The sequence below is a fragment of the Paenibacillus sp. 2RAB27 genome (assembly GCF_052115445.1).
GTDB lineage: Bacteria > Bacillota > Bacilli > Paenibacillales > NBRC-103111 > Paenibacillus_E.
Genome location: NZ_JBFRGR010000003.1, coordinates 402567 through 428533, shown reverse-complemented (window position 1 = coordinate 428533; position 25967 = coordinate 402567). Strand labels below are relative to the sequence as shown.

Here is a 25967-nt window from a genome sequence, read left to right as displayed (position 1 = left end):
TTTTTCTCTGCGCTTGTTCAGTGCAATCGTCTGCCTGTAACCTTCGATGGCAGCATCCTCCTTCAGATCATTGTCGTGCTAGGTTTTCTATAAACCGTTCGAATAACGATCTCCGCAGCTACCATGAGACAGAGGATCGATCCGTAGACGGCCACGGTGTAGCTGTTTGTATACGTAAGGCCAATCCCATTATGGAGCAGCGCAGTTATGGCATGAATCGTGAGATTCGTAAACACGAAAGCATAACTTCTCGTCATCCACTTGCGATGTTGATTGACCTGTTTTTTCTTGATCTTTACGATTGCGACGATGGTCATAGCCAGCCACACAATATTCATCAAGTTAAACCCCATGCTGCTAGCTTTCCCGCCTGTCGCATATGGCGCCATATATCCGGAAGTGACGTCAACGATGACCACGGAAATCAAGTAGAAATACCCGTTCATACGATGGAATTTACGATACTTTTTCAAGATAACTGTAGAGAAATTAGCAGCCCCCGACAGCATAGCCATACATGCGAAAATGACGTGTACATTCATCACTTTCAGCCAAACTTCCGTATGTAAAGCTCGTTTAAGCGTTTCTTTATGGCCTAGAAAGGCAGTTGCTTGCGGATCATGAACAAAGTTGGCGTACAAGACGTACACGATAAATACAGCTGTAATTAATAACATGAATAGGTAAGCTTTCTTACTAGTGGACATACCTTCATCCTTTCTAAAGAGGAGTTTCATTAAGAATAGGCAGCATGCGGCGCCATTTTGATATTTGTGCGCTAGCGTGCGATCGCAGGCCGAGATACTTCCCTTGCGCACAATATTTGTGCGCTAGCGTTCGATAGCAGGCCGAGATACTTCCCTTGCGCACAATATTTGTGCGCTAGCGTTCGATTGGCAAGCCGAGATACTTCCCTTGCGCACAATATTTGTGCGCTAGCGTTCGATAGCAGGCCGAGATACTTCCCTTGCGCACAATATTTGTGCGCTAGCGTTCGATCGCAGGCCAGATACTTCCCTAGCGCACAATATTTGTGCGCTAGCGTGCGATCGCAGGCCGAGATACTTCCCTTGCGCACAATATTTGTGCGCTAGCGTTCGATGGCAGGCCGAGATACTTCCCTTGCGCACAATATTTGTGCGGTAGCGTGCGATCGCAGGCCGAGATACTTCCCTTGCGCACAATATTTGTGCGCTAGCGTGCGATCGCAGGCCGAGATACTTCCCTTGCGCACAATATTTGTGCGCTAACGTTCGATTGGCAGGCCGAGATACCTCCCTTGCGCACAATATTTGTGCGCTAGCGTGCGATCGCAGGCCGAGATACTTCCCTTGCGCACTATATTTGTGCGCTAGCGTTCGATCGCAGGCCGAGATACTTCCCTTGCGCACAATATTTGTGCGCTAGCGTTCGATTGGCAGGCCGAGATACTTCCCTTGCGCACAATATTTGTGCGCTAGCGTTCGATGGCAGGCCGAGATACTTCCCTTGCGCACAATATTTGTGCGCTAGCGTTCGATGGCAGGCCGAGATACTTCCCTTGCACACAATATTTGTGCGCTAGCGTTCGATCGCAGGCCGAGATACTTCCCTTGCGCACTATATTTGTGCGCTAGCGTTCGATAGCAGGCCGAGATACTTCCCTTGCGCACAATATTTGTGCGCTAGCGTTCGATTGGCGCAAATTCTGCAGCATCGCCACGCTTAGAAGGAAATTCTGTACTTTGAATTTTATATTTTCTGTTTTTTAAAAAACCGAACCGTACGGTCTTTTTTATTATATAACAAAGCCTACCCTTTTTCCTATTGAATTGTTACAAAAATAGGAAGACGTCGAGCATACAAAAGCTCAGCGCAAAAAGCGACATCCTCCTAGAAGGGGCCGCTTTGGGTTAATGTGAGGGAATCCAACCTAAAATTTGCAAGATCGTTAGTACCACTTCAATAACAATGAGAATCACAACGATCCATTCAACGAAGAGGCCTCGGATGGAGTGACTAATATTTGAGAAACCTTCCAAAATGTGATACAAAATGTCCGTTTTGCTTTTAAGAATGGTGAACCGATCATTCAATTCAAAAAATTCGATCAACTCATCGTAAAAATGGCCCGCTGAGCTATTTGACCAAGTCAAATCAGGTTTATCCAATATCATGATATACGCAAGGGTGTTATATTCATGACGAACGATTTGTGCTGTCGTTCTTGCTAATTCTTTGTTGCCTACACGAAGCTTCCCTTTTTCAAGTCTATCGATCATAATCTCAAGACTATCGTGAATTTTTCCAAGCTGTTCCTCGATCTTTTCAAGTGCAACTGATTTGGCAAGGACGGTCGAGATTAACTCCGGATAATAGGGCTCATATTCAGCGACTACGACATACTTGTCAGTCAATTCCATGTTATTGATTTGCTCGGTGTGCAGTCTGTAATTTTCCGTGTATTTCTCGGAATGTTGAAGATCGATCTCTGGTTCAAATGTCTGAATAAACTTCAAGAAGTTCGTTATTTCTCCATTGTCTACGTGATTAACGAAGACGACGCTTCCGAAAGAAAACACAAACACTTGTTGGAATCCACCTATATCTTTATGGAGGATCTTAGAAAGGATTTCACCTCTTAAACTTAAAGGCTGTTCCCACGTAAATTTTTTGGGAATCCCGCAATAGGCGGCAATTTTGTTCAAATCGATTTCATTCGTTATGGCCAAAGCTTTAAATGTTAAATCCTTCATAGTCACCACTCATCTGTCTGAAAGAGTTTTACTCCTATTTTTGACAGAAAAAGTGTTCTTCAATCCTCACACGTTGGTACGATKGGCAGCCACGCTAATTTCTCTTGTAGTACAAGATAGAAAAGTATACACTTTTCTATGGATAGTTTTCCTTGGTGTTAGATAAAATGAACGAGACTATGGGGAGGCAACATAACGATGGCACATACAGCCGAAATTAAAAGAGTACAATCCTTGCTCCGTCATGCGCAGCAACTACCTGACGCTGGCAACCAAGCGGATGAAAGAATTAAGAGCTTGAGCAGCAGATTAGAAGCACTTCAACAACTTGCGGGTGAGCATGCAGCTCCAAGCGAAACAGCAAGCGACAGCGCTGAAGTAGAAGTAAGTAACGAAGTCAGTGAAGAGACGAATGAAGTGAATGAAGAAGCAATTGATGAAGTCGCTGCAGCCAAAGAACAACCTGCCCCAGATCCACAAAATGAGTAGCTAATCGTTATGAATGCCAAAGTTAACTAATTAATTTTAATTTTGCTTTTTTGAGGATAAGCTTCTGGTATAGCACAATGTATCGATCTAACAACTGACTAACGGATACGACTTTCTCATGTGTTAGGCTACCATTGATCGCCGCTTGATTGATCATTTCGAATCGCAAGCTGTCAATTTTCTGCTGAAGTTTTGATTCCATCGTATCCATCTCCGTTCTAGTTATATAAATTAGTTGTTTATCCTAATATCTGTATAGTAAATGAAGACTATTAGATTACTATTAGAAATTATTGGTGAGAGTGTTAGTTTCAAAAAAGAAGAGATCAACCCTAAGTAGAATTCACTACTTGAGGTTGGTCTCTTTCTTGCAACTGCGACTCTTACGTTCGTTTATGCAGCGAACGAAACTCCACGGGCGCGACACCTTCCAACTTGTGGAACAATCGACTGAAATACTTGGCATCTTCATAGCCGCAAGCATAAGCAATGTCCTGTACAGATGTTGAGCTTTCTTGGAGCAGCTTACGTGCCTTATTCATGCATAGCAGCGTAAGGTACATGTGCGGTGTGTAACCGAATTGTCTTTTGAATAGGCGTCTTATCTGCGCTTCACCTAGTGGAATCGACTGGATCAATTCTTGCAAGAGGCATGGATCCACATGGGCTATCTCTACCCGTGTCATCAATTGATCCGCTAACCCCGTGATCTCTGCCTTCTCCTCCAATGAAATCGCCATGTGAGGAGGGTCCTGTGCTACAAGCTGATCATACGATATCCGTCTTTCGTCTACATCTACTACAAGATGAAGGAGCAGTCGGCTGAAGGCAGCTTGAAGCTGGAGCGACTTGAACTTAGCATCAGATTGGTAGGCGTCAACAACTTCATCGATGGCAGCTACGATGTCTAGGCCTACCGCTTGGAAGACAACGGCGTGAGGCAGCCAAAGAGAGCCGCGTTTATGGCGAACTCTTCCTGCTTCCTGATCATCCATCTGCTGATCGAGTGCCTCCTGCGCCTCAGGTCGATGCTCCCAATCAAAGTGGATCGCTTTATGCGCTTCAAAGGGGCCAGACAACGTATGGACAGTCCCAGGAGGGATCAGTAATACATCCCCTTTTTGATATGGAAGGGATGACTCGCCAATTGTAAGGCTGCCACGTCCCTTTTCAATCCACACCAATTCATGATCGAAAATGATTCGCGGTACCATATGCAAAGCTTGAAGCATATGATGCGCATAGCGGACATAAGGCCGTATGGGTTGTTTTTGCAATAGTTGCATGAATGGCAGCATAAGTGCTCTCCCACGGCCATAGGCCAAATGATGTTAACCAACTTTAAATCTCTATTTCTGTCGTAAATACATACGTCCCTGATCCTACTTGATCTATGACATAGTATGAACCGCTACCATCCAAAGCAGCTGTGATTTCCTGCCCATCCATGCGAAGAATATCTCCGCACTTAGGGACATACACGGTTGCTTCAGGACCAACGGGAATGGTTACTTTTAAAGTTATTCCATGATTAGCTGTGTCGTTGATCCAATGCGCGGCAATCATCCCATAATTGCACTTCAAGGATGCTTCGGTTTCAGCCAAATCCGTTGGCAAGTACGGCTTGATCTCGAAGGAGTCATACCCCGGCGATGTCGGTGAAATCCCCGCAAGTGAACGGGTCAGCCATTCCTTGGCGTGTCCCATCATGCAATGATTTTGCGAACGAACCATGTCCCAATATTCGGGCAACGTTGTGGCACCTTGGCTTACAAAGTACAAGTAGCTTGGCTGCGTTTTATTCGTGACCATTTTATAGACAATATCATTACGGCCTTGGTCCGCCAGTACGGTTAACATCTGCTTGAGCGCAACTTCACCTGTACTCAAATGAAAGTCTGTCGCTTCGATTGCTTGGACAAGCAAATCTACAGACCGCGGAACATATCGCTCTTCGACCAATTCACTAAATAACGCGCAAGCATAGCTCGCTTGACTGCCTGAACCGTAGATACCCGTCGCCACATCATAATAAGCATGATTAAAAGCTGCCTGAATATCCGCTGCCAGATCCATATAGTAAGCTGCATCTTCAGCTTGCCCTAGGACGCCTGCTATTTGAGCCACAGTATTCACAATTCGGAAATAAGCACACGTAGCCACAAAGTCGGTAGGTGTCGAGGTATCATAGGCTCCCCATTCACCAATCTGAGCATAACCGATAAGAAGATGGTCTGTCGTTTGGCTTTTCAGATAAGCAACATAGGCCTTCATGTTCGGATAAGCTTGCTGCAGAATCGTCCAATCCCCATACACCTGGTAGATCTGCCATGGCGTCAGGATCAGTGCACCGCCCCAGTTTGGATCTTTGTACAGAAACGTAATGCGCTGGTATTCAGGAGCAATCGCTATCGCTTCTCCGCTATCCTCTTGCGAATCCATCATATCCTTGGTAAATTTCTTCATCCATGCCTGAATATCAAAGGTGGACGAAATGGAATTGAACATAAACTGACTAACTTCGGCCCATCCTAATTTCTCCATATGTGGGCAATCTGTTAGAACACTGTACATGTTACTCTCAATTGCACGTGTAATTATGGTATCGATCGTGTTAATATCCTCGCTTGACGTTCGGAATGTGCCAACCATCTCATTCTCTGTTCGCAGCAGATGGTTCATGAAATGAGACACATCCGGAACCCAGTCAGCCAGCTCCCTACTTAGTTCGACTTCTAAATAGCGATATCCTTGGTATGAAAAAGTTGGCTGCCACCGCTCTTCTCCTTTGCCGCTTAGCACATAGCTATTGTAAACAATTCCCCACTCGATGTATTGTATGCCACTATGAGGATCGGCTCCGCCTTCGCTCGTTAGAACTTCCGCCGGATACAAGGTAATCTTGCTGCCAGCCATCTCAGGTGTGGTATTGGTTAAAATGATTTCGGGGATCCCGGCGCCATTCCTGCCCATATCCACAAGATAATTGCCACTCGCCAGCTTCGTAACCGATGCAGCTTGATAGCTTTCAGCTATTGTAATAGGGGGACATTCTCTAGCTGATAGCCTGCCCATCGGCGGCTCCATCATTTGCACGGGTTGCCAGTTGTCCCTGGCTATGCCTGCACAATTCCAGCCTATCACTTCTTTCGTCGCATCATAGTCTTCACCGCCGAACCAGCCTGAGAATGTTGTCGGACTCTCCGTGAATACCCAACTCTCATCTGTAACCGTTGTGTCGACCGAGCCATCTTCGTACTTCACTTCCATTTGCGCGATCGTTTTCAATCTTCCGTACAAACCTTGCCACGAGGTGCTTAACTCAATGCCATCTGACTTCGTATAGCGGAGACGATCTCCCGTTTGTGTGCTGACTTCGGAATAATTACCGTACATGCCGTTGCCAAGCAAAATACCAATCGCATTATTCCCTGACTTCAAATGATCTGTTACATCGTAGGTCACGTAAAACACGGTATCTCTGCAATCACTTTCACCAGGTTCATAAAAGTGGTTACTCACTTTAGTACCATTCAAGTGAGCCTCGAACAGCCCCAATCCACTGATATAGAGTCTGGCTTCAGCAATTCTTTTACCCGACGCTGCCTCAAACTCTTTCACGAACATAGGAACCACAGAACGATTACCTTCCCACGTCTCTCCCTGTCCGATCCATTTACCAGCCCAATCGATTTGATGAAGAAGCCCCGCTTCCCATTGGGAAGCTTCACTCCAGTCTGACACTTCGCCGGCTTCATTCCATGCCCGAACTTTCCAATATACCCTTTGCCTCGAAGCTAATTCGATTCCGCTATAGAGAATGTTACTAGTCGCGCTTCCCGCTACTTTACCTGAATCCCACATGTCGCCAATATCATCTTGGAGTTTGGCCTTGGTAGACGCCACTAGAATTTGATAACAGCCTTGACGCTGGTTTCGAGCAGAAGCTTCGATAATATAGCTTAATAGGGGAGCTGCTGTTTCCACCCCCAGTGGATTTACCATTGCATTCGTTCTTAGGTTCGTTAGCTGCCAAGCTAGATTCATGCTTTTTCCTCCTTCGTCGTCTCCCATTGTTCGTACCTCTATCTTATGAGAAAACGCTCAAAGAGAGGGAGAACGAAATCGACGGTAAAGGTGGACTTTTTGGACTTTTAATTTGCTCCGCCGGCCGCGTGTAAGTCGATTTTATCGACTTACGTGTGCGCATTTGCCATCAATGGCCCTTCTAATGCAAAAAGACGGTTTCTGATTCAGCATCGAATTAATAACCGTCTTTATGGTTTGTTATTGCCAATCTCCAAGTTACACGGCTGGAAGTTCTCTCACCCGACTAACTGCAACACTGCACGCCGCTGGTACTCGAATATCGAGTTCTACACTTGCGGGCGCTGTAATAACCAGCGAAGCAATCTCCCCCTTCTCTGCTTTCCAAGCGACATCGATACACCCGCCTTGCGGCAGCGGAACCGTTCCACTCGCCCAACTTAAATCGCCGATCATGGGTTCGACGATCACTTTCGCCCACCCTGGTGCAGCAGGACGCACGCCTAGCACATAAGCGCCGAGGAAATATCCCGGAGCAGCCGACCAAGCGTGGCAATGACTGCGCGTCAGAACATTCTCATTCGCACGATTCATCGTCGTGTGACCATACATTTCCCAGCATGTCGTCGCTTCATTATCGAGCATAAAGCCGAAGTTCTCACGCATGTCATCGAGCATCCATTGTACGTTGCCCGATTTCATCAGCGTCTCGTAATAGAAGAACGACATGAAGGGGCTTCCGATCGGTACGAATCCATCTGGCGTGGCGGTCAAGTATTCACTTAATCTTGCAGCTCGCTCTCCTCCCGCAACGCCGACTAGCAGCACCATGACTTGCGTCTGCATACTGAAGATCGTCGAGCGGCGACCTCCTGGATGAATACAATCGAGATAGGCGCCGCGTTCCTCACTCCAGAGATGCCGATTAATCGCTGTTTTCACTCTGACAGCGAACTCCGCACATACTGTCCCCTGTTCAGGCAAACCAGCGAACGCTGCCATGGCTGCCGTTTCTTCCAGTGCCTTCACCAGCATCACATTTTGATGTGTGACAATACCATCATTAGGTTGATCCATCGGTGCCCAGTCAAGTAGGTTCCAGCCCTTCATGTCCAATAAATCATCGGCGTTGACACGCTCCAGATACGCCTCCAACGTCAGCAGCATTTTCGGCAGCATATCGGCAGACATACTGACGATTAAATTCTTTTTCATATCTAATACCCCCGCTCATAAATTTGTTTTACAAGCTAATTGTAAACGTTTTCTTGTCATTCTGTCTTTGCTCGATTCTCTTCAGTTTTTGTTCTTTTTTCAGATCTATTTCATCCATTCGCTCCCTTCACGATAAACTCTGAAGAATCCTTCTACCCCTTAACAGCTCCTCCCACAATCCCTTTAATAAAATAGTACTTTCAGTAACTTCATTGCAGCGTTGACATATACATCTTTCTCAATATGACCTATTGCTTTGGAAATTTCAATGAACCCGCATGCAGCTACAGCACATCAGACCAAATCCAACTAAAAGAAAAAATTTTACTCTTTTTGAACTCCAAGAAGTAGAACACAGTCTAAGAAGTATTGTTTTCAGGAATTGACACATTGGAGGATTTATCAACATGAAGGAAATCAAACAAAATCATCGGCTTTATATGCCTGGATTGGATGGGATCAGGGCGCTCGCAGTTCTTGCTGTAATTAGCTATCATCTCAACTGGGGATGGGCCTCAGGGGGATTCTTAGGGGTAAGTGTATTTTTTGTACTCTCCGGTTACCTGATTACGGATATGCTGCTTGAAGAGCGCAAGAATAAACAACGTATCGATCTAAAAAGGTTTTGGATTCGTCGCATCCGCAGATTGCTTCCGGCAATGGTGGCTATGATAGTTGCTGTTGCCGTCTATTTAGCAATTACGGATATCCCGAGGTTAATTGYCATACAGGGGGATATTTGGTCGGCGTTAACATATACAAGCAACTGGTACAACATTTTTCACCACATCTCTTACTTCGAGAGCTTCGGACCTCCTTCGCCTATAGGGCATCTTTGGTCGCTCGCCATTGAAGAGCAATTTTATTTATTATGGCCGCTGCTTGTCATTGGCCTAAGTCGTTTCTTTAGCCCAACACGCGGTAAGTTTGTTTTACTTACACTCGCCGGAGCCATTCTTTCTTTCGTCGCAATGGTGCTTTTATATGAACCTGGCACGGACCCAAGCCGAGTCTATTACGGAACGGACACAAGGGCATTCGGGCTTTTGATCGGTGCATCCCTTGCATTTCTATGGCCAAGTAGTAAACTTGCCCAACCTAACTTACGCAAACATCGTTTGTGGATAGATATGACGGGTGTAATTGGACTATTAATTGTTATCTACATGTTAATTCGAACCGGAGAATACGATCAATCGCTGTACACCGGTGGTATGCTCATCCTTTCCTTCGTATCATCATTCGTTATAGCAGCGGCAGCAAGCCCATCTACCTTGGTTAGCAAAATTCTCGGCTGGAAGGCTCTACGCTGGATCGGTAAACGTTCTTACTCCATTTACCTTTGGCATTATCCTGTGATCATCATAACGAATCCAATTAGTTCGAATACGGATACAAACTACTTTCTCCTCATGATTCAGCTCACGCTGAGTATCGGATTAGCTGCATGGTCCTACTCCTTCATTGAATCCCCATTTAGAACTGGTAATTGGGGCATTTGGTCCAAAATGATCAAATTTCGGTCGAATGGGATGATAACCCAGCATCCACTTAAGTTCTTAGTTAGAACCGTACCGCTAGTCCTACTTATGCTGATCTGCGTTTCCAAAATCATAAATCTGAGCAGCACTGAGGTTGTAGTCTCTTCCCAAAGTTTGACGAAATTAACTGCGATTGCCTCGCCTGCGACTCAATCACCTGAATTATCGAGCGAAGTCCTGACTTCTTCTCCTGTCGTTAACCAACCGCCAGAAACGACAAGCCCTGTCCCGACATCTACACCTAGAGGAAAGACTTCGGTTGCTTTGACAAGTCCTCCTACACCAACAGCATCACCAAAAGCTGACAATTCACCTGCACGGACAAGTCCCGTCCCGACGGTACCTAAAGTTGAGAATCCAGCTGGGCTCACCAGCCCTAGTCCTGCCCCAACGGCATCGCCTAAAGCTGAGAATTCAAATGTATTGACAGACCCTACCCTAGTGAACGCTTCTGGCACTTATAATCCTGTTCTGTTAACCCCAAGTGTCACAGCTATCCGGGATTCCGTCATGCTGGGCGCTGCTCCAGTTTTGGAGAAAATGATTTCAGGGATTACCGTAGACGGGAAAGTCAGTCGGCAACTATCGCAAGCTCCTGACATCATCCAGCAATTCAAAGCCGAGAACAAATTAAATCCAATTGTCGTTATTCACCTCGGTACGAATGGACCTTTTACCTCGGAACAGCTTGATATTCTGCTCGAGACGATTGGAGAAAACCGCAAGATTATTCTCATCAATACACGAGTGCCCAAAAAATGGGAATATGTGGTAAATGGCACTTTAGCCAGTGTTAGTAGAGGGCATGCGAATGTCAAACTCGTCGACTGGTATTCCTATAGTGCAAATAAGGCGGATTGGTTTGTCAGTGATGGTGTCCACTTAACAGGTAAGGGTGCTGAAGCTTACGCTAAGCTTATTCTAGATGCTGTTACAGCTTTGAGTAATTTAGAGCTACAAAAAAAATAAGAGGCGGGCTTAGCCCTACCTCTTATCACAAATTATCATGTCTTCATAAGTCCTTTCAGCATATCCCTGTACATACCCGGTGTGATACTCTCCATTTTCTTAAACGTTCGGATAAAGGTATTGCTGCTGAAGAAACCAACCTGCTCTGCGATATCTTTAATGGGAAGCTCACTATCTGCGAGCAGATTTTTCGCTGCATGTATTCTTGCCTTATTCAAAGCATCCAATAAAGTGTCTTTGGTGTGCTCTTTATATACACGGGTCAAATAGACCGGATTCATACCAAAATGCTCAGCGATAGCGGCCACGCCAAGATTAGCTTCCTGGTAGTGTGACTGGATGTAGGCTGTCAGATCGTCCACAAGACCGGAAGGTCGGTTCTTTTTCTGACTAAGATCGTTGGTAATCTGCCTCAAAATATCGGACAAACCTTTTTGAATATCGTTCACATTCTCACATTCCAATAATCGCCATAAGGACTTTTGATGATCTGTCATGGAAACACGGCTATAGTCTGCTTCGTACAAAGCTTTCATCACGGTCCCAGCCATATCGAAGAGAAAGCATCGGACCATCTCGATGGGCAGAAGCTTATGAGCATGCATAGCGTCAAATACCTCGTCGAGAATGCCAAGCGCTAACACGGATTCCCCTGCTTTAATCGCGGTGATCAGCCGTTGTTCCTTTTCCCACGTAAACCAATAGTCAGGTTCATGACTTTGCAGCTGCTCGTATTGAATAATTTCCGTACTTCCCATCAGCATCTTGTACTCCATGGCTTTCCAAGCTTCTTGATAAGCCATCGGAATACCGCTGGTCGACAGATGAATACGGCTTATTGCCGTTGTAAAATGAATATTGAACTTCGTCTCGATGACTTGTCGCGCCTCACCAATCAGTCGGTAAAGTTCCTCTTGTACCTCTTCATCCGATCCATCTTGCACATTAATCAGTAACGCCAACATATCGTCCAAATCCGTCGTATAGGCGAGGTGTTGCTGCCTGCACATCTCTTCGACGATATTGCCGACGATCATTTGAACAAATTTCCGCTGGCTCTCATTATCGGCATGCTGGCTTTTGAACATTTCCGAATAATCTTCAATATTGATAAGCAGAACGGCATAACGTTCGCCAACAAAGGTGATGCCGTGCGTTTCTAAGGCTTCACTCAGCGGGAAATTCATTTCCAGCCGCCCCTTCATCAAACGCTCAAATAAATAATTGCGCAGCACTTTATTTTGCTGATCAAGTGCATGAAAGATAAGCGAATACTCATTCTTAACTTCAGCTATTGAAAACTGAGCTTGGCTTGAAAGCGATCGAACAAGTTTGTTAACGGGGTGGTAGCTGCGTCTCGCCAGCATATAAGCCGTCGCCGCACCGATCATCAGCGTAGCCAGAAGCCCAACAATCGTCAGATTACGAATATAGGAAGATTTCTCTTGAAATACTTTTACAGGCAGCACGGATATATATTTCAGCCTGGCGCTATCAGAGGATATGTAGGATACGGCCATCTCTTCCCCATCCCAAGTTTCATAGACCGTACCACTCTTCCCAGACAGTTGGCCATAGGAAATAGAAGAAGGCAGACGAATATCCTCTTTGGTAGACGCCAGGACACCGTTTTCTTCATTAAGAATAAAAACAGATCCTTGATTAATCCAATTTACTTTCTGAATCGGTTCTTGGAATCGTTCCAACTCCAATACGGACACACTCGTTGCAAGCGACTCTCCCCGGTCTTCTGCCGGCAGTGATCGCATGTAAAGAATAGCCTGTTTGGTTACGCCAATATCATTCGTGTACGGATAAACAACCAGATCTCCCATATACTTGTGGTTCAGGAGGGAATACCATTCATTCTTCGCGTTATTGCTCGTCGCATGATGCGTTTGAAAGTAATCGTCAGGATCGTAGACAGCGCTTTGCGAGAGAAGAAAGTTACCTTTTCTAAAATAAATATAAGAATCCGCGACCATCTCGTGCGCCACTGTTAAGTTTTTAAACTCATTTAATGCCAACGTAATCGAGTACCTCGTTTGTTCAGTCAACGGCTGTTCAGCATAAAGCAGCCCCCTGACCTGAGGCAGGAAGGCAACTTGTACACTCATTCGATTAATGCTATCCATTTGCCCATCCAGAACTTGTTTGACTTGCTCAAGAAGTGCCGCATTCGCACGATTGATCTCTGTCTCCACCAGTTGCCGGACTTGCACGTACACAAAAAAACCAATCAAAATAGGAATCAGCAGGATGAGGGAATAGGAGAGAAACCATGACCACAAGATGCTCCAACGATTAAATCTGATTATTCTCTTCAATTCGATCACCCCCGTTCCTCTAGCATTCTATTACTCTTTGATAGCCCCGACCATGACTCCCTTTGCAAAGTACTTTTGCAAAAATGGATATACCAACAGAATCGGCACGGTAGCAACCACGATCGTAGCATATTTAATACTCTCGCCAACCGAGAATTTATCATCTGCTCCCATCATGGAATCCACACTATTCTGCAGAAGAATCTCTCGCATAATGAGTTGGAGTGGATACCATTCACGATCCCGCAAATAAATCATTGCTGGGAACCATGAATTCCAGTGTCCCACACCGTAAAACAAAATCATAACGGCAATTGCCGGCATCGATAAAGGGACGACGATGCGAAATAAAGTCGTAAATTCTCCGGCGCCATCCATTTTAGCTGATTCAAGCAAGCTTTCAGGGATAGCCGCAAACGACGTTCGCAGCACAATTAAATTCCATGTGGATATAGCTGTTGGCAAAACAAGGGCAAGCAAGTTGTTCCCTAGATGGAGTGTATTATACACGAGCAAATAAGTGGGAATCAAACCGCCAGAGAAAAACATCGTAAACACGATACCGATCATGATCGGACGACCAAACATCAGCGCTTTGCGTGATAACGCATAGGCAGCAAGTGATGTTAAGAATACATTGAGAATCGTTCCACCAACGACAATCATCAGCGTATTCCGGTATCCAGAAACAATATTCGGATTCGACAGCACCATTTTATAAGCCTCGAATTGAAAGCCAAGTGGTTTAAATAATAAACCATTATGACTCATAAGCAAATCTGAGTTGCTAAACGAAGCCGCAATCACATATAGGAACGGATACGCTGTGACAATGATGAATAAACACATTAAAGCGACATTACAAGCATCGAATACGATAGATCCGTATGATTTTTTATGCATGATCATTCTAACCTCCCTTCTATCTACGGTTTACCATAAACTCGTTTCGTTCAGTTTACGGCTAATATAATTGGCACTTATGAGCAAAGTGAAGTTGATGAGTGATTGGAACAAGCCAACTGCGGTTGTAAAGCTGTATTCAAAGCTGCCTCCCAATCCCTGCCGATACACGAAGGAATTGATGACATCAGCTGTTTCATACGTATTTGGGTTATACAGCAAGACGATCTTCTCAAAGCCAACATCCATCATATGACCGATTTGTAAAATAAACAGGATAACAATAACGGGAAGAATTCCAGGGATCGTAATCGTCCATAGCTTGCGGAACCGCCCCGCCCCGTCTACCGTCGCAGCTTCATACTGCTCAGGGTTAATGCCAGACAATGCGGCTAGATAAATGATAGAGCCCCAACCTACCTGCTGCCAGATGCCCGATGTAACGAAGATCGTTCGGAAGTTGTCCGCATGTGCAAGCAGGGACGTTCTTTCTCCTCCCAGCCAGACAACGATATCGGTTATGATGCCATCTCTCGATGTGAATTGAGCAATCATGCCGCAGACAACAACTAGGGAGATGAAATGAGGCATATACGTGATGGTCTGAACGAGCTGTTTAAACCACTTTCGCGAAAGTTCATTTAATAATAGTGCGAGCAAGATTGGTGCGGGAAATGCGAACACCAACTGTAATAAGCTGATAGCAAGGGTATTGCGGATGACCCTCCAGAAGTAGTAACCCTGGAAAAAGTCTCGGAAATGATCAAATCCTACCCACGGACTGGCCCATACGCCTTTAGCCAAATCAAATTGCTTGAAAGCAATCACAGCGCCATACATGGGACCGTATTGAAAGATAACATAATAAAGGAGAACGGGAATGAGCATGATATAAATCGCTTTGTTCCGTACAATGTCTTTCATAGCAAGTCGGCAGAAGCCCGCAGCCGGGGGAGCCCCCAGTTTACGAACATCTGCCGCACTTGCTTGGTTCGTTTGCAAATGCGGCATATCCTACACCCTTTCCATGCTATCTCTTGTTGTAACGTTCTACCGATGCCTGCTGTAATTGAATGGCTTTCTCGATATTCATCTTCTTCAACTGATTAACGTATTGATCAAAGTTGTCGATGGGCTCTGAACCCATAATAAATTTCGTATACATCTCATCGCTGAATGTTCTTACTTCCGCCATGATTTTAGCCAACTGTTCCGATTCTTCTTGCGTAGCGCTTACAAGAGGCATTTTAACTTTATCTACGTTTTTCTCGAATTTCCCCCATACTTGGACGGCATCCTTCTGTTGTTGCAGTTCGTAGAACTGTTCCAGATAACGATCATCGTTAATTAAGCCGGGAGACGGGTAGTTGGCACGTGTATACTTGGTCATGGCTAGAGACACAGCCAGCTTATCCGGATTTTTCATAATCAAGTCCGTATATTTGGGATAGCCGTTTTCCATCTTATAGGTCGAACCTTCAATACCGAAAGTTTCCAGCATATGCCCCTCTTCACTGAACAAGAAGTCGAGCCATTTCACAGCCTCTTCCGGATGCTTATTTGCTGCCGTAATGGCTACACTTCCTTTGGAGCGATAATTAAAGTCTCTATTGACGAACTGCGGTTCGTCACCTTTCTTAAGTACCGGGTATTGTACGCCAACCAGATTATATTTAGGATCTTTCTCTACGCCAGCCTTCATGTAGACGCCAATGCTGCTGCCTGCAAACCCGAAAACCGTGCCGGATTTACCCGAAGTCATTTTAGCATCAAGTGTCTTCTTGTCATTGGCTCCGAAATCAGGATCGATCAAACCTTCCTTATACCATCCACGCAAAAAGTTCAGATAATCCTTATAGGCAGGCTCCATCGGACCGTATTTCACTTTGCCGTTATTTAGGTAGAAATCTCTCCCAATACCGAATGCGCCCGAGATGAAGTCATTGAGCTTATTGGGATCCGCTTTATCAATATAGGTCGTGTACGGCGCCGCCACGCCCTTTTTGCTTTTAAATACCCGCAACACGTTGGTCCATTCATCCAGCGTTTCGGGAACTGCCAGACCCAGTTCGTCCAGCCAATCTTTACGAATAAGGGGGCCGCTAAATGTATTCTTTTGGCCAATTCCAAGTGACGGAATGACATACATCGTCCCGTTGTCCGTCTTGACTTGCTTCGTAACCTCTGGGTGTTCGTTCAAATACTTCTTCAGATTAGGCGCGCTCTTATCTATCAGATCATTCAACTTAATAATAACCTTATCGTTAATGGCTTTCTCCGGGCCGCCTGGGTACGTTAACCAGTCATATTCAACCAAGTCAGGCAAATCTCTGGATGCAATTAATAGGTTGAACTGCTCTTTCTCGCTCCCCTGTGGCGGATGAGAGAAATCCGCATGAATACCCGTACGCTTCTCCAGTTCCTTATACATCTCTACCTCGCCTAACGTTTTGACGACGGATGCCGCATTCGGATTAAGCGGTGACCAATATTTATAACTGATCTTTTCCGTACTTTTTGCTGTTGCAGCGCTTTCACTTGTACTAGTAGATGTAGTACCTTGATTGGAACACCCAGCAGCTAGACTGCCAACCAAGAGACATGATAGCAGCAGGCTTGCCTTTTGGTTTCGTTTTGAACCTGATGACTTTTGATTTTGCATATTAATTTCATCCTCCCTATTTGCCCCCATGTAGCAGCGGTTACACATCTATCTTAGCTAGCCGGCTAGCGTTTAGAAATCAGCCATATCATGGATGCATCACCCAAAACCAACTTCTGCAATCATCCAATTCCCATCTACATCTTCTATTCGTGATTTCAACGTTCACATTATTGACAGTCTTCATTATGCACACGTAGAGTGAACTCTAGTATAGGATTTGAACGATATAGGAGTTGAACTGTGCATGAACAAACCAACGAAGCCGCACGTCGTGATCATTATGGCTGACCAATTACGTGCCGACCTAATCTCCCCCCAGTTCGCGCCTAATATCCACAAGCTATCGCAGGAGAGTTTCCGATTTAATCGTGCCTACTGCGCCTCTCCACTATGTGTTCCTGCTCGTGGATCCTTCTTTACGGGGCGGTATCCGAACCAAACCGGTTGTTTAATCAATCCTTGGGAGGAGCAAGATGCTGCTCATGGACATGTACGCAGCAACACACCCAATCTCTATCAGCTCCTTGAAAAAGACTGGGACAGCTGGCATACTGGCAAACAGCATCTGTTGACAGAGGATCGTTTCGATCAATCTGCACACTCTCAGACCCATTGGTTGCCGCTCGAAGGTCGATACGCCAAATATCTCAAAGAGCAAGGAAAACGAGCACCTGGCGGAGCTTCTTTCCAAGGACTTGTTCCAGAAATGGCAGGCGGAACGACTACCCGTGTGGCTGCCTACTCCATTCCCACGACAGGCCGATATGAAGAAGGATTTGACGCATTCTTCGATGGCTTCATCTTGAACGATACGCTGGATGCCTTGCAACAGCGGGATCAGACGAAGCCGCTGTTCCTGAGCGCTATGTTCCTGGCTCCCCATCCACCGTTGGATATTCCTGATCCGTGGTATTCTATGTATACCCAAGAAGATATTACGCTTCCGGACAATGTGGGCGAATGGGCGAAGAATCAGTCTCCCCTTCAGCTTTATAACCTGACCGGTGCAATCGGGGTACGTTACTCTCGAGAAGAGTGGTATCGGATATGGACCGTGTATGCCGGACTTGTCCGGCTGCTCGACGACTGCGTAGGACGAATCATCGAAGAACTGAAGACACAAGGGATCTATGACGATACACTTCTGATCTTCACTAGCGACCATGGCGAAATGCTTGGCTCCCACTGCTTATGGCAGAAAATGTGCATGTATGAAGAATCTGTACGTACGCCGTTATTCCTGAAATTCCCTGATGGATTCAAGTCTGAGACTTCGGATTCGGATGCACTTGTCAGTGCCATCGATATCGTACCGACGCTATGCGACTATCTAGACATTCCGATTCCTGAGGGCGTTGCAGGTACATCGTTATTACCGCTTGTGCATGGACAACAATTAAACCGTGAGCGTCTCTTCATCCAATTTGACGGTAACGGAGCCCGAGGCAATTTCCAGCGATGTGTAATCGAAGGAGATCATAAACTCATCGTGGATTGGTTTAAGGATGAAATATTTCTTGAATTGTATGATACGGCAAAGGATCCCCAAGAACGGGACAATCTCGCATTTCAAGATGTTCATCGAAATGGGATTCTTGCACTACTTGAACATATCAAAGAACACATGCGATCCACAGGTGATATATTGCAATTACCCGATGACGCGTATGCTATTTTTATCGCTAGATATGGGCCATTCTGTAAGTGAAATATAAGGCAGCAGAAACCGAACCAGCGGTCCTGCTGCCTTTCTCCTATTTGTCCTTCCTATAATACAACGGGGCATGTCCCGTCACCAATTTGAAAACTCTGCCAAAATGCGTTACACTGCCGAAGCCGACCTTTCTGGCAATCATACTTACTTTCAGCGAAGTTTGCTCCAAGAGCTTTTTCGCTTCCTTAATCCTAACGCTGTTCAAATATTCCACGAACGTAAACCCCGTTGCTTCTTTGAAAAATCGGCTTAAATAATAGGGACTTACATAAAATTTCTCCGCCAACAGATGCAGCGGCAGATCCTGCATGTAATGGGTGTTCATATAACGAACAACCTCTAAGATTCTCTCGTGCATAGGGCTTGGCGTATCCAATGGCTCTATCGCGTTCTGCTTAACATGCCGACAGCAAATAATGAGCAGCTGCAGCACCAACGTCTGCGCAAACATCTCGAAGCCAGGCTTCTTTTCCTGCATTTCCTGCATAATGCTTTGAGCAACCGACTCGATCGCAATCTTGTCTTGCAGTGGACATTTTATGATGAAGTAGGCATGCTCAAAAAGGGGCTGAAAGATATCCCGATAGGCACCATTCACCGAGGTCATCTGGCTCTCATGAATATTCACAATGAGCCGCTCATGCTTCGGCATTTCCGTATTGGTGGTTCGATGAAGGATATTCGGAGAAATGATGACAACATCCCCTTCTTCGATGATCATCGTCCTGTCCTTTATAAAAAACGTCCGTTTGCCGGACATCAAATAGAAGATTTCGTAGGTACTGTGAAAATGGTTAACCGGCATATTGTGACTTAAGGCTTTGCGATAAGATACGGAGAAGGAACCTTCGCCGTTATCGAATTGAAAATCTTCCATGTTCTACTCGCCTTTCACTCCGTTTGCCATTTATTATACGCCTCTCCTCATATCCTGCAAGATATAAGAAGAAATTGCGTATTTCCGCAAAAAATGTACATTTTCCTCTGCTAAGATAAGCTTAAGTAGATTGAAGGAGGAATAAACGAAGATGCAAACTTCAGAAAACAACATCCAAATAAATAACACGACCCAAGAAGCATTAACTCCCCTCCAATGGGCGGAGAAGGCATGCGAAGCGTTAATGGCCAAATTTGAGCCCGAACAGCTTCCGCCAGATCGGTTTCATTATCATCAAGGTGTTTTCCTATCAGGTATGGAGAAATGTTGGCGGGAAACGAACGACGATAAATACTATACGTATATCAAACGTTGGGTGGATAGCCAGATCCTTGCTGACGGCAGCATCAAGAAGTACAATCCGGAAGAGCTGGATGATATCCAGCCTGGCGTGCTGCTCTTTAATCTGTATGAGAAAACTGGCGATGAACGGTATAAGAAAGCCTTGCACACATTGGTTCCCCTATTAAAAGCATGGAAAACCAATCCATCCGGCGGTTTCTGGCATAAGGAACGTTATCCGAATCAAATGTGGCTGGACGGCCTATACATGGCGGGGCCGATTGCTACGCAGTTCGGTAAAACCTTCGACGAAACTGCGTATTTTGACATGATGACCTATCAAGCTATTCTCATGGAGAAGCATACCAAGGACCCTAACACCGGTCTGCTTTACCACGGATGGGATGAAACTAAAGCTGCAGCTTGGGCTGATCCTGTAACAGGCTTGGCACCAGAATTCTGGGGACGCGCGATCGGCTGGTATCCTGTTGCTTTGTTGGAAATGTTCGAGTACCTTCCTGCGGACCACAAAGATAAAGCTGAGTTAACGAGCATTCTTCAAGACCTGCTCATCGCTTTGATCCCATTCCAAGATGCCGCGACAGGCTTATGGTATCAGGTTGTGGATAAAGGTGACATGGCGGATAATTGGCTGGAAAACTCCTGCACCGCTTTATATGTGCATGCCATTGCCAAAGCTGTACGATTCGGCTATTTGGATGCGAAGTATTTGACCTATGCATGGAAAGGCTATCAAGGCGTCATCGATACGCTGAAGTTTGATGAGAACGGTCATGTGATCATTGGCCAGATCTGTATCGGTACGGGAATCGGGGACTACGCTCACTACATCGCCCGTCCTACAAGCGAGAACGATTTGCACGGCGCTGGTGCATTTATCCTGATGTGTGTGGAAATGAGCTTAGCGGCGCAGGAGTAATCTCTTTGTAGAAAGCTGAAGCTTGTAAAGAGCGCAGGAAGCGCATTCTAACCTGGCAAAGATGCGAAAGTACACTTATTCTCGGCGAGAATAGCTAAACATAGAGAAATTAGTGCAAAAAAGCATCCTTTAAGCCCGAATAGGTGCCAAAATCAGGAATCCGACAAAAATAGTTGCACATTTGCAAGCATTTCAGTTAGTGCGGGTAATTGGGTAAAAAAGGTTGCACTTTTGCATCTTTCACAGCAGTATGCGATATGCAAAGAGGGTGCCCCGCCACATTCCTGGCTTGGGGCACCCTCTTTTACTTACTAAATAGTTAATAATTTCTTTACTTCTCATAATCTAGCATTTCCTTTATACTAAAAGACGAACTTATTAACCATTGTTCTATTCATATAGAGGAGGAATATTTAACACATGAAAAAAACATTTACTACCCGCCTTACGGCTATGGCGCTTGTAACCGTTCTCACTGGCTCCTTCGCTAGCAGTCTAGCATTTGCCGAAACAACCGTACCAACAACTTCACCTATTTCAATGAAATCCGATATGCGTCTTGCCATTGATAACGGTGTTGTGGAGGGTTACGGAGATACAGACTACCGTGGTGCAAATGCAGCTACTCGCGCTGAAGTGGTAACGATGATTAACCGTGCTGCCAAGCTGCAAAGTGCTGATTCGAGTACAGTAACATTCACGGACATTGCGACTTGGCAAAAACAAGCGGTTGCGAATGCCGTTGCTGCTAAACTGATTAGCGGCTTTGCTGATGGTACCTTTCATCCGAATGCTTCTGTGACTCGTCAAGAGCTAGCTGAGTTAATTGTGAAAGTCGTAACTGGCGGCAAACTGCCACAAGTAAATGAGAATGTGTTGAACTACTTCAAAGACTCCGCATCGATAGCCAAAGACTCCCGCCCATATGTCGCTTATGCCGTCATTAGCGGAATTTTCACACCTACACTCGACGGTAACTTCAATCCTACTGCTGAAGTAACGCGCGATGAAGTCGCTAAGGCGCTTAAACCTATTTTATTTAAAGTGGTTGATATTTTAACAACGAACGATATTCACGGTAAAATCGAAGTCGGCTTCGATAAAAAGCGCAACCAAGGTCAAGGCGGTATCGAAACATTAGGCGGTATCGTGTCGGATTTCCGTGCTGTGAATCCMAAAGGAACCGTCGTAGTTGACGGCGGAGATGCGTGGCAAGGTACGCTGATTTCCAATACAACGAATGGCCAATCCGTGATGGATACGATGGCGCAAGTACAATATGATGCTGCAGCTATCGGTAATCACGAGTTCGACTTCGGCCGTGACGTTCTGATCGATAATATTAAGAGGGCTAAATTCCCTATCCTTGGCGCTAATATTATCGATGATCAAACAGGTAAACGCGTGGACTGGACACAGCCCTATGTCATAGTTGAAAAAGATGGCCTGAAAATCGGCATCATCGGCTTCGCAACGCCACAAACGACGACAACTACAAAATCAACGAACATCGAAGGCCTTTCTTTTGTAAATCCAGTTCCTTTGGCCAAAGAATTATCAGCCGAGCTTCGCGCTAAAGGTGTGGATATCATCATGGTTACCTCCCACCTCCCAGGTGAGCAAAACCAGAAATCCGCTGAAATCATCAGCGAGCTTGCTGATCTTGCAAAAGGCACTGGAAATGGCACCTTAGATGCGATTGTTGGTGGTCACTCCCACATGCGTGTAGCCGGAATCGTAAATGGCATTCCCGTTGTTGAGGCTCAAAGCTGGCTTTATGCAGTTGGACACATTCAACTCTTTGTAGACAAATCCACCAAGCAAGTTGTATCCTCCAATGCAAGCTTGCTAGAAACATACACAAACCTAACGACAGCTGACGCGAATATTCACCAAACGGTCGAAGACTATAAAGCCAAAATTTCGGGCAAATCCGGCGAAGTAGAAGTCGTAGTTGCAGAGCCGCTAAATCGTAAATCTTTCCGCTTCGAAGCGAATGGCGGGGCTGATCGCGATGGCGCAACACAGTTAGGCAACAGCATCACAGATGCTATGCGTGCTTCTGAGAAATCCGATATTGCTTTCACGAATATTGGCGGTATTCGCACGGATATTGACAAAGGCGAGCTAACTTATAGCGAAATGTTCGAAGTACTCCCTTTTGGCAATTACAACGTAACGGGTACTATGACTGCTGCACAAATCAAAAAAGCTCTCGAAGTTACGGACAAGTATACAAGTCTGCCGGCTATTCAATTCTCAGGTTTGAAGGTTGAATGGGATAATACGAAGCCGCTTGGTGAGAAGTACTCCAAAATCACTTTGGCAGATGGCACTCCAATCTATGTCGATGGCAAGTTCAATACCGACCGTACGTTCAAAGTAACAACCAATGATTTCATGGCTACTGGCACAGGCGATGGCTTTACGGTATTTGATGAAGTGAAGGATTGGAAAGATGGTGCCATCATGCTGGACGCTTGGGTGAATCATGTCAATTCCCTGAAGGCTGCGGGTAAAGAGCTATCTGTCCAAGATGATGGTCGCGATGTGCGTTTGGATCTAAAGAAATAAGCTATCATTCAATCATTAATCTCATAAAATAAAAAAGGCCTTTTGCCCGCATCCAGCGATGGATAGGGTGAAAGGTCTTTCTACTTTTTAAACGTGCAAATCTCGTTTCTTAAAGGAAACATACGTAACAACCGTTAACAGGACAATGAGGACTGTGGAGATAACGACATACACGGCATCAAATCCACCGCCATACATGATAGTTTTCGCCTCATAGAATTTAAACGGGGTTACATATTTCAAGAATGCCAGCTTATCGTTGAAATCAATGGCAATGGATAAGATAAACGTGATGAGCATGATGCCTGTTGCCAGCGAAGCTGCTTTTTTGGAATTCCGATTAACGGCTGCAATGGATGTTCCGATGACTAGAAAGAGTAGCTGTAGAATAAACATACCTAGCATGACGATCGAGATATCCCCGTTGACGGCCTCACCTTTACTATAAGCCCCAACAATCAACATGCTCGAAATCCATGACACGAGGTTAAAAATAAGTATGTTCACTAAAGCGCTTAGCAGCTTCCAAGTGATGATTTGATGCCTGGACAAAGGCTTCACGAATAGGAACTCTGCCGTCTTGTCCCGCTCTTCCTTCGCGATGATATTCGCGCCCAGCATTGCCGCATGGATCGTTGCCATTAACAAGAAATACAGCACCAAGATCCCAAAATAACCGCTAGCCTTCGATAAATCTAACGCGCCGCCGCCCATAATCACTTGGAGTGACTTCGGCATTTCCGCCATAAGATCATTAATCTGTCCGTTCGCTGCCGTTGCTTGATACTTGTTCATGCCGCTTGCGATTAGAAAAATGAGTCCTAGACTCCAAAAAATCATCGATTTCCGATACGTTTTCAGTTCTCGCCAAAAAATATTCACGTGCTGTTCCCTCCTCTCACCCGCATTTATACGGTATGAACATCCTTTTTCGTGTAGATGAAGTAGCTGGCCGCAATCGAAATGACGATAATCGCGATGGCTGCGATGACATAGGAGGCTTCATAGGTGGCATGCTCAAGCATGTATGTCCCGTTAAAGTATTTGAATGGCGAGAAATAACGTTTGGCCCCCTCCMCATCTACGGCAACGATCATTCCGATAACGAAAAAGGCAAACACCGTACCTAGACTGACAGATAACACGGCTTTAATTTTAGAAAATACGACGGAAATGATGAATCCTATAGCAAGGAACATCAACTGGATAAACAGCAAAGTGAGGGAAATCAATAGAAATGTGCTCACATCAAAATCGACCGTTTTGACTTGAAGCGCCATTAGATAGGCTGCAGCGATATAAATCACGCACGTAATGACTAAAGAAGTAACAGCCGCTAATAGCTTGGAAGTAACAATTTTCGTACGTGTTACGGGCTTCGTAAGCAGAAAGTCTGCTGTTTTCTCGCGCATTTCTTTCGAGAGTATAGACGTTCCCAGAACCATGGCTTGAATGGCTCCGCAAAGCGTAATGTACATAAAGATGTACACATAGAAACCGAGTAGGGTACCAAACGTTTCGATTTGAATGCCAAGCGCTTTCCTTACCCCTTCTGGATACCCTTCTAAGATGGAAGAAAACTCAGCAAAATCCTTAGAAACCGATGGAAAAAGGGACAGGAATAAGACGATGACCGCAATTAAGGAGCACGTCCACGTGATCGTGGATTTCCGATAGGCTCTCAATTCATGAAGGTATATATTCATTCCACTTTAAGCCTCCTTCTCATAGTAGTGCATAAAGATCTCCTCTAAATCAGGCTCTTCGATCCACAGATTATCGATTTCAATTTCGGCAATTTTTCGCATGACTTGATTAATATTGCCTTTGAATAAGAAGCTCGTCGTCTGGCCTTGGACATCAATGTTATTGACTCCGGTCATCTTGAAAAAGTTAGGGTCGAGCGCTTGTGCCGTATCCACTTTAAATCGCTTGAAATTGTTTTCCTTTAAGGTGCTGATCTTCTCAACCGTTACAATTCTACCTTCCTTAATAATCGCGACGCGATCGCATAATCTCTGAACTTCACTCAATATATGAGAGGAAAAAAGAATCGTGGCTCCTCTTTGATTCTGTTGTTCGAGCAATTCGAAAAACTTCTGCTGCATGAGCGGGTCAAGTCCACTTGTCGGTTCATCCAGAATAATAAGCTTAGGATCATGCAGCAGCCCTTGAACGATGCCTACTTTCTTTTTGTTCCCCAGAGATAGATCATCAATTTTCTTCGTAACGTCCAGATCCATAATTTCAGCAAGCTCTTTGATTCTCTTCGTGCAATCCTTCTTGTAAAAGCTGGCTGAATACTTGAGTAGGTCGATTACTTTCATGTTGTCATAATAAAAAACTTCCGAAGGCAAGTAGCCGATCTCTTTCTTTATTTCAGGCGCAAACTGGATGCAGTCTTTTCCAAAAATTTTGGCACTGCCGCTTGTTGGAAAAATCAGAGACAGCAGCGTTCGAATCGTTGTTGATTTCCCTGCCCCATTCGGTCCAATAAAACCAAAGATCTCCCCTTCTTCGATTGAAAAACTAACATCGGTAATACCTCTTGCGTTCCCATAGGTTTTGGTCAAATTATTGATTTCAATAGCATGCATGGTATAGCCTCCTTATAACATTTATGTAACAT

General features: G+C 45.2%; 19 protein-coding genes. 5 read left to right on the top strand and 14 right to left on the bottom strand.

The genetic code is table 11. The features are described 5' to 3' along the window. Positions 1-62: 62 nt before the first annotated feature. On the bottom strand, positions 63-707 hold the full coding sequence (locus AB4114_RS07000; RefSeq protein WP_441987780.1) for a DUF2306 domain-containing protein: 645 nt from the start codon (positions 705-707) through the stop codon (positions 63-65). A gap of 1185 nt (positions 708-1892) precedes the next feature. Further along, on the bottom strand, positions 1893-2735 hold the full coding sequence (locus AB4114_RS06995; protein ID WP_441987779.1) for an RMD1 family protein: 843 nt from the start codon (positions 2733-2735) through the stop codon (positions 1893-1895). Positions 2736-2933: 198 nt separating this feature from the next. Between AB4114_RS06995 and AB4114_RS06990 the strand changes: the two genes are divergently transcribed. Further along, positions 2934-3224, top strand: a complete 291-nt coding sequence (locus AB4114_RS06990) for a hypothetical protein (protein ID WP_441987778.1) — start codon at positions 2934-2936, stop codon at positions 3222-3224. Positions 3225-3246: 22 nt separating this feature from the next. Here AB4114_RS06990 and AB4114_RS06985 read toward each other — a convergent pair whose 3' ends face one another. The 4 genes from AB4114_RS06985 to AB4114_RS06970 form a co-directional block, all read right to left on the bottom strand. Then, positions 3247-3426, bottom strand: coding sequence for an aspartyl-phosphate phosphatase Spo0E family protein (locus AB4114_RS06985; protein WP_056622930.1), 180 nt, complete (start codon positions 3424-3426; stop codon positions 3247-3249). A 181-nt stretch (positions 3427-3607) separates the two neighbouring features. Beyond that, complete coding sequence (locus tag AB4114_RS06980; protein WP_441987777.1) at positions 3608-4522, bottom strand: AraC family transcriptional regulator; 915 nt, start codon at positions 4520-4522, stop codon at positions 3608-3610. 43 nt (positions 4523-4565) lie between these two features. Beyond that, the gene (locus AB4114_RS06975; protein ID WP_441987776.1) at positions 4566-7271 is read right to left on the bottom strand and encodes a family 78 glycoside hydrolase catalytic domain; all 2706 of its coding nucleotides are present in this window, start codon (positions 7269-7271) and stop codon (positions 4566-4568) included. A 258-nt stretch (positions 7272-7529) separates the two neighbouring features. Then, entirely contained in the window at positions 7530-8486 is a 957-nt protein-coding gene (locus AB4114_RS06970) for an alpha-L-rhamnosidase-related protein (protein WP_441987775.1), read from the bottom strand. A 407-nt stretch (positions 8487-8893) separates the two neighbouring features. On the opposite strand from AB4114_RS06970, the gene AB4114_RS06965 reads away from it, so the two are divergent. Next, entirely contained in the window at positions 8894-10996 is a 2103-nt protein-coding gene (locus AB4114_RS06965; protein WP_441987774.1) for an acyltransferase family protein, read from the top strand. Between the two features lie 35 nt (positions 10997-11031). Here the strand turns inward: AB4114_RS06965 and AB4114_RS06960 are convergent, their stop codons facing one another. The 4 genes from AB4114_RS06960 to AB4114_RS06945 all read right to left on the bottom strand — a co-directional run bounded on the left by AB4114_RS06960 (position 11032) and on the right by AB4114_RS06945 (position 16888). After that, complete coding sequence (locus AB4114_RS06960; protein WP_441987773.1) at positions 11032-13323, bottom strand: helix-turn-helix domain-containing protein; 2292 nt, start codon at positions 13321-13323, stop codon at positions 11032-11034. A 30-nt stretch (positions 13324-13353) separates the two neighbouring features. Further along, positions 13354-14229, bottom strand: a complete 876-nt coding sequence (locus tag AB4114_RS06955) for a carbohydrate ABC transporter permease (protein ID WP_441987849.1) — start codon at positions 14227-14229, stop codon at positions 13354-13356. Positions 14230-14256: 27 nt separating this feature from the next. Next, positions 14257-15150 carry an ABC transporter permease gene (locus AB4114_RS06950; protein ID WP_441987848.1) on the bottom strand — a complete coding sequence of 298 codons (894 nt, stop codon included), beginning with the start codon at positions 15148-15150 and terminating at the stop codon, positions 14257-14259. Between the two features lie 106 nt (positions 15151-15256). Next, positions 15257-16888 (bottom strand): extracellular solute-binding protein, encoded by a 1632-nt coding sequence (locus tag AB4114_RS06945; protein WP_441987772.1) that lies wholly within the window; start codon positions 16886-16888, stop codon positions 15257-15259. A gap of 247 nt (positions 16889-17135) precedes the next feature. Between AB4114_RS06945 and AB4114_RS06940 the strand changes: the two genes are divergently transcribed. Further along, a complete protein-coding gene (locus AB4114_RS06940) occupies positions 17136-18599 on the top strand; it encodes a sulfatase family protein (protein WP_441987771.1) in 1464 nt (487 codons plus the stop codon). Positions 18600-18645: 46 nt separating this feature from the next. Here the strand turns inward: AB4114_RS06940 and AB4114_RS06935 are convergent, their stop codons facing one another. After that, positions 18646-19482, bottom strand: a complete 837-nt coding sequence (locus AB4114_RS06935) for a helix-turn-helix domain-containing protein (RefSeq protein WP_441987770.1) — start codon at positions 19480-19482, stop codon at positions 18646-18648. Between the two features lie 151 nt (positions 19483-19633). Here AB4114_RS06935 and AB4114_RS06930 point away from each other — a divergent pair, with 151 nt between their 5' ends. Continuing rightward, positions 19634-20764, top strand: a complete 1131-nt coding sequence (locus AB4114_RS06930) for a glycoside hydrolase family 88/105 protein (protein ID WP_441987769.1) — start codon at positions 19634-19636, stop codon at positions 20762-20764. Between the two features lie 420 nt (positions 20765-21184). Beyond that, positions 21185-23338, top strand: coding sequence for a 5'-nucleotidase C-terminal domain-containing protein (locus tag AB4114_RS06925; protein WP_441987768.1), 2154 nt, complete (start codon positions 21185-21187; stop codon positions 23336-23338). Between the two features lie 87 nt (positions 23339-23425). Here AB4114_RS06925 and AB4114_RS06920 read toward each other — a convergent pair whose 3' ends face one another. The 3 genes from AB4114_RS06920 to AB4114_RS06910 are packed head-to-tail and all read right to left on the bottom strand — an operon-like array spanning position 23426 to position 25935. After that, complete coding sequence (locus tag AB4114_RS06920) at positions 23426-24220, bottom strand: ABC transporter permease subunit (protein ID WP_441987767.1); 795 nt, start codon at positions 24218-24220, stop codon at positions 23426-23428. Positions 24221-24246: 26 nt separating this feature from the next. Then, on the bottom strand, positions 24247-25044 hold the full coding sequence (locus AB4114_RS06915; protein ID WP_441987766.1) for an ABC transporter permease subunit: 798 nt from the start codon (positions 25042-25044) through the stop codon (positions 24247-24249). 6 nt (positions 25045-25050) lie between these two features. After that, positions 25051-25935, bottom strand: coding sequence for an ABC transporter ATP-binding protein (locus AB4114_RS06910; RefSeq protein WP_441987765.1), 885 nt, complete (start codon positions 25933-25935; stop codon positions 25051-25053). Positions 25936-25967 lie beyond the last annotated feature (32 nt).

Bases quoted from the DNA above. Each gene is read 5' to 3' on its own strand.
- AB4114_RS06910 (WP_441987765.1), bottom strand. From the start codon at position 25,935: ATGCATGCTATTGAAATCAATAATTTGACCAAAACCTATGGGAACGCA.
- AB4114_RS06930 (WP_441987769.1), top strand. From the start codon at position 19,634: ATGCAAACTTCAGAAAACAACATCCAAATAAATAACACGACCCAAGAA.
- AB4114_RS06950 (WP_441987848.1), bottom strand. From the start codon at position 15,150: ATGAAAGACATTGTACGGAACAAAGCGATTTATATCATGCTCATTCCC.
- AB4114_RS07000 (WP_441987780.1), bottom strand. From the start codon at position 707: ATGTCCACTAGTAAGAAAGCTTACCTATTCATGTTATTAATTACAGCT.
- AB4114_RS06970 (WP_441987775.1), bottom strand. From the start codon at position 8,486: ATGAAAAAGAATTTAATCGTCAGTATGTCTGCCGATATGCTGCCGAAA.
- AB4114_RS06945 (WP_441987772.1), bottom strand. From the start codon at position 16,888: ATGCAAAATCAAAAGTCATCAGGTTCAAAACGAAACCAAAAGGCAAGC.
- AB4114_RS06940 (WP_441987771.1), top strand. From the start codon at position 17,136: ATGAACAAACCAACGAAGCCGCACGTCGTGATCATTATGGCTGACCAA.
- AB4114_RS06985 (WP_056622930.1), bottom strand. From the start codon at position 3,426: ATGGAATCAAAACTTCAGCAGAAAATTGACAGCTTGCGATTCGAAATG.
- AB4114_RS06935 (WP_441987770.1), bottom strand. From the start codon at position 19,482: ATGGAAGATTTTCAATTCGATAACGGCGAAGGTTCCTTCTCCGTATCT.
- AB4114_RS06990 (WP_441987778.1), top strand. From the start codon at position 2,934: ATGGCACATACAGCCGAAATTAAAAGAGTACAATCCTTGCTCCGTCAT.
- AB4114_RS06995 (WP_441987779.1), bottom strand. From the start codon at position 2,735: ATGAAGGATTTAACATTTAAAGCTTTGGCCATAACGAATGAAATCGAT.
- AB4114_RS06975 (WP_441987776.1), bottom strand. From the start codon at position 7,271: ATGAATCTAGCTTGGCAGCTAACGAACCTAAGAACGAATGCAATGGTA.
- AB4114_RS06980 (WP_441987777.1), bottom strand. From the start codon at position 4,522: ATGCTGCCATTCATGCAACTATTGCAAAAACAACCCATACGGCCTTAT.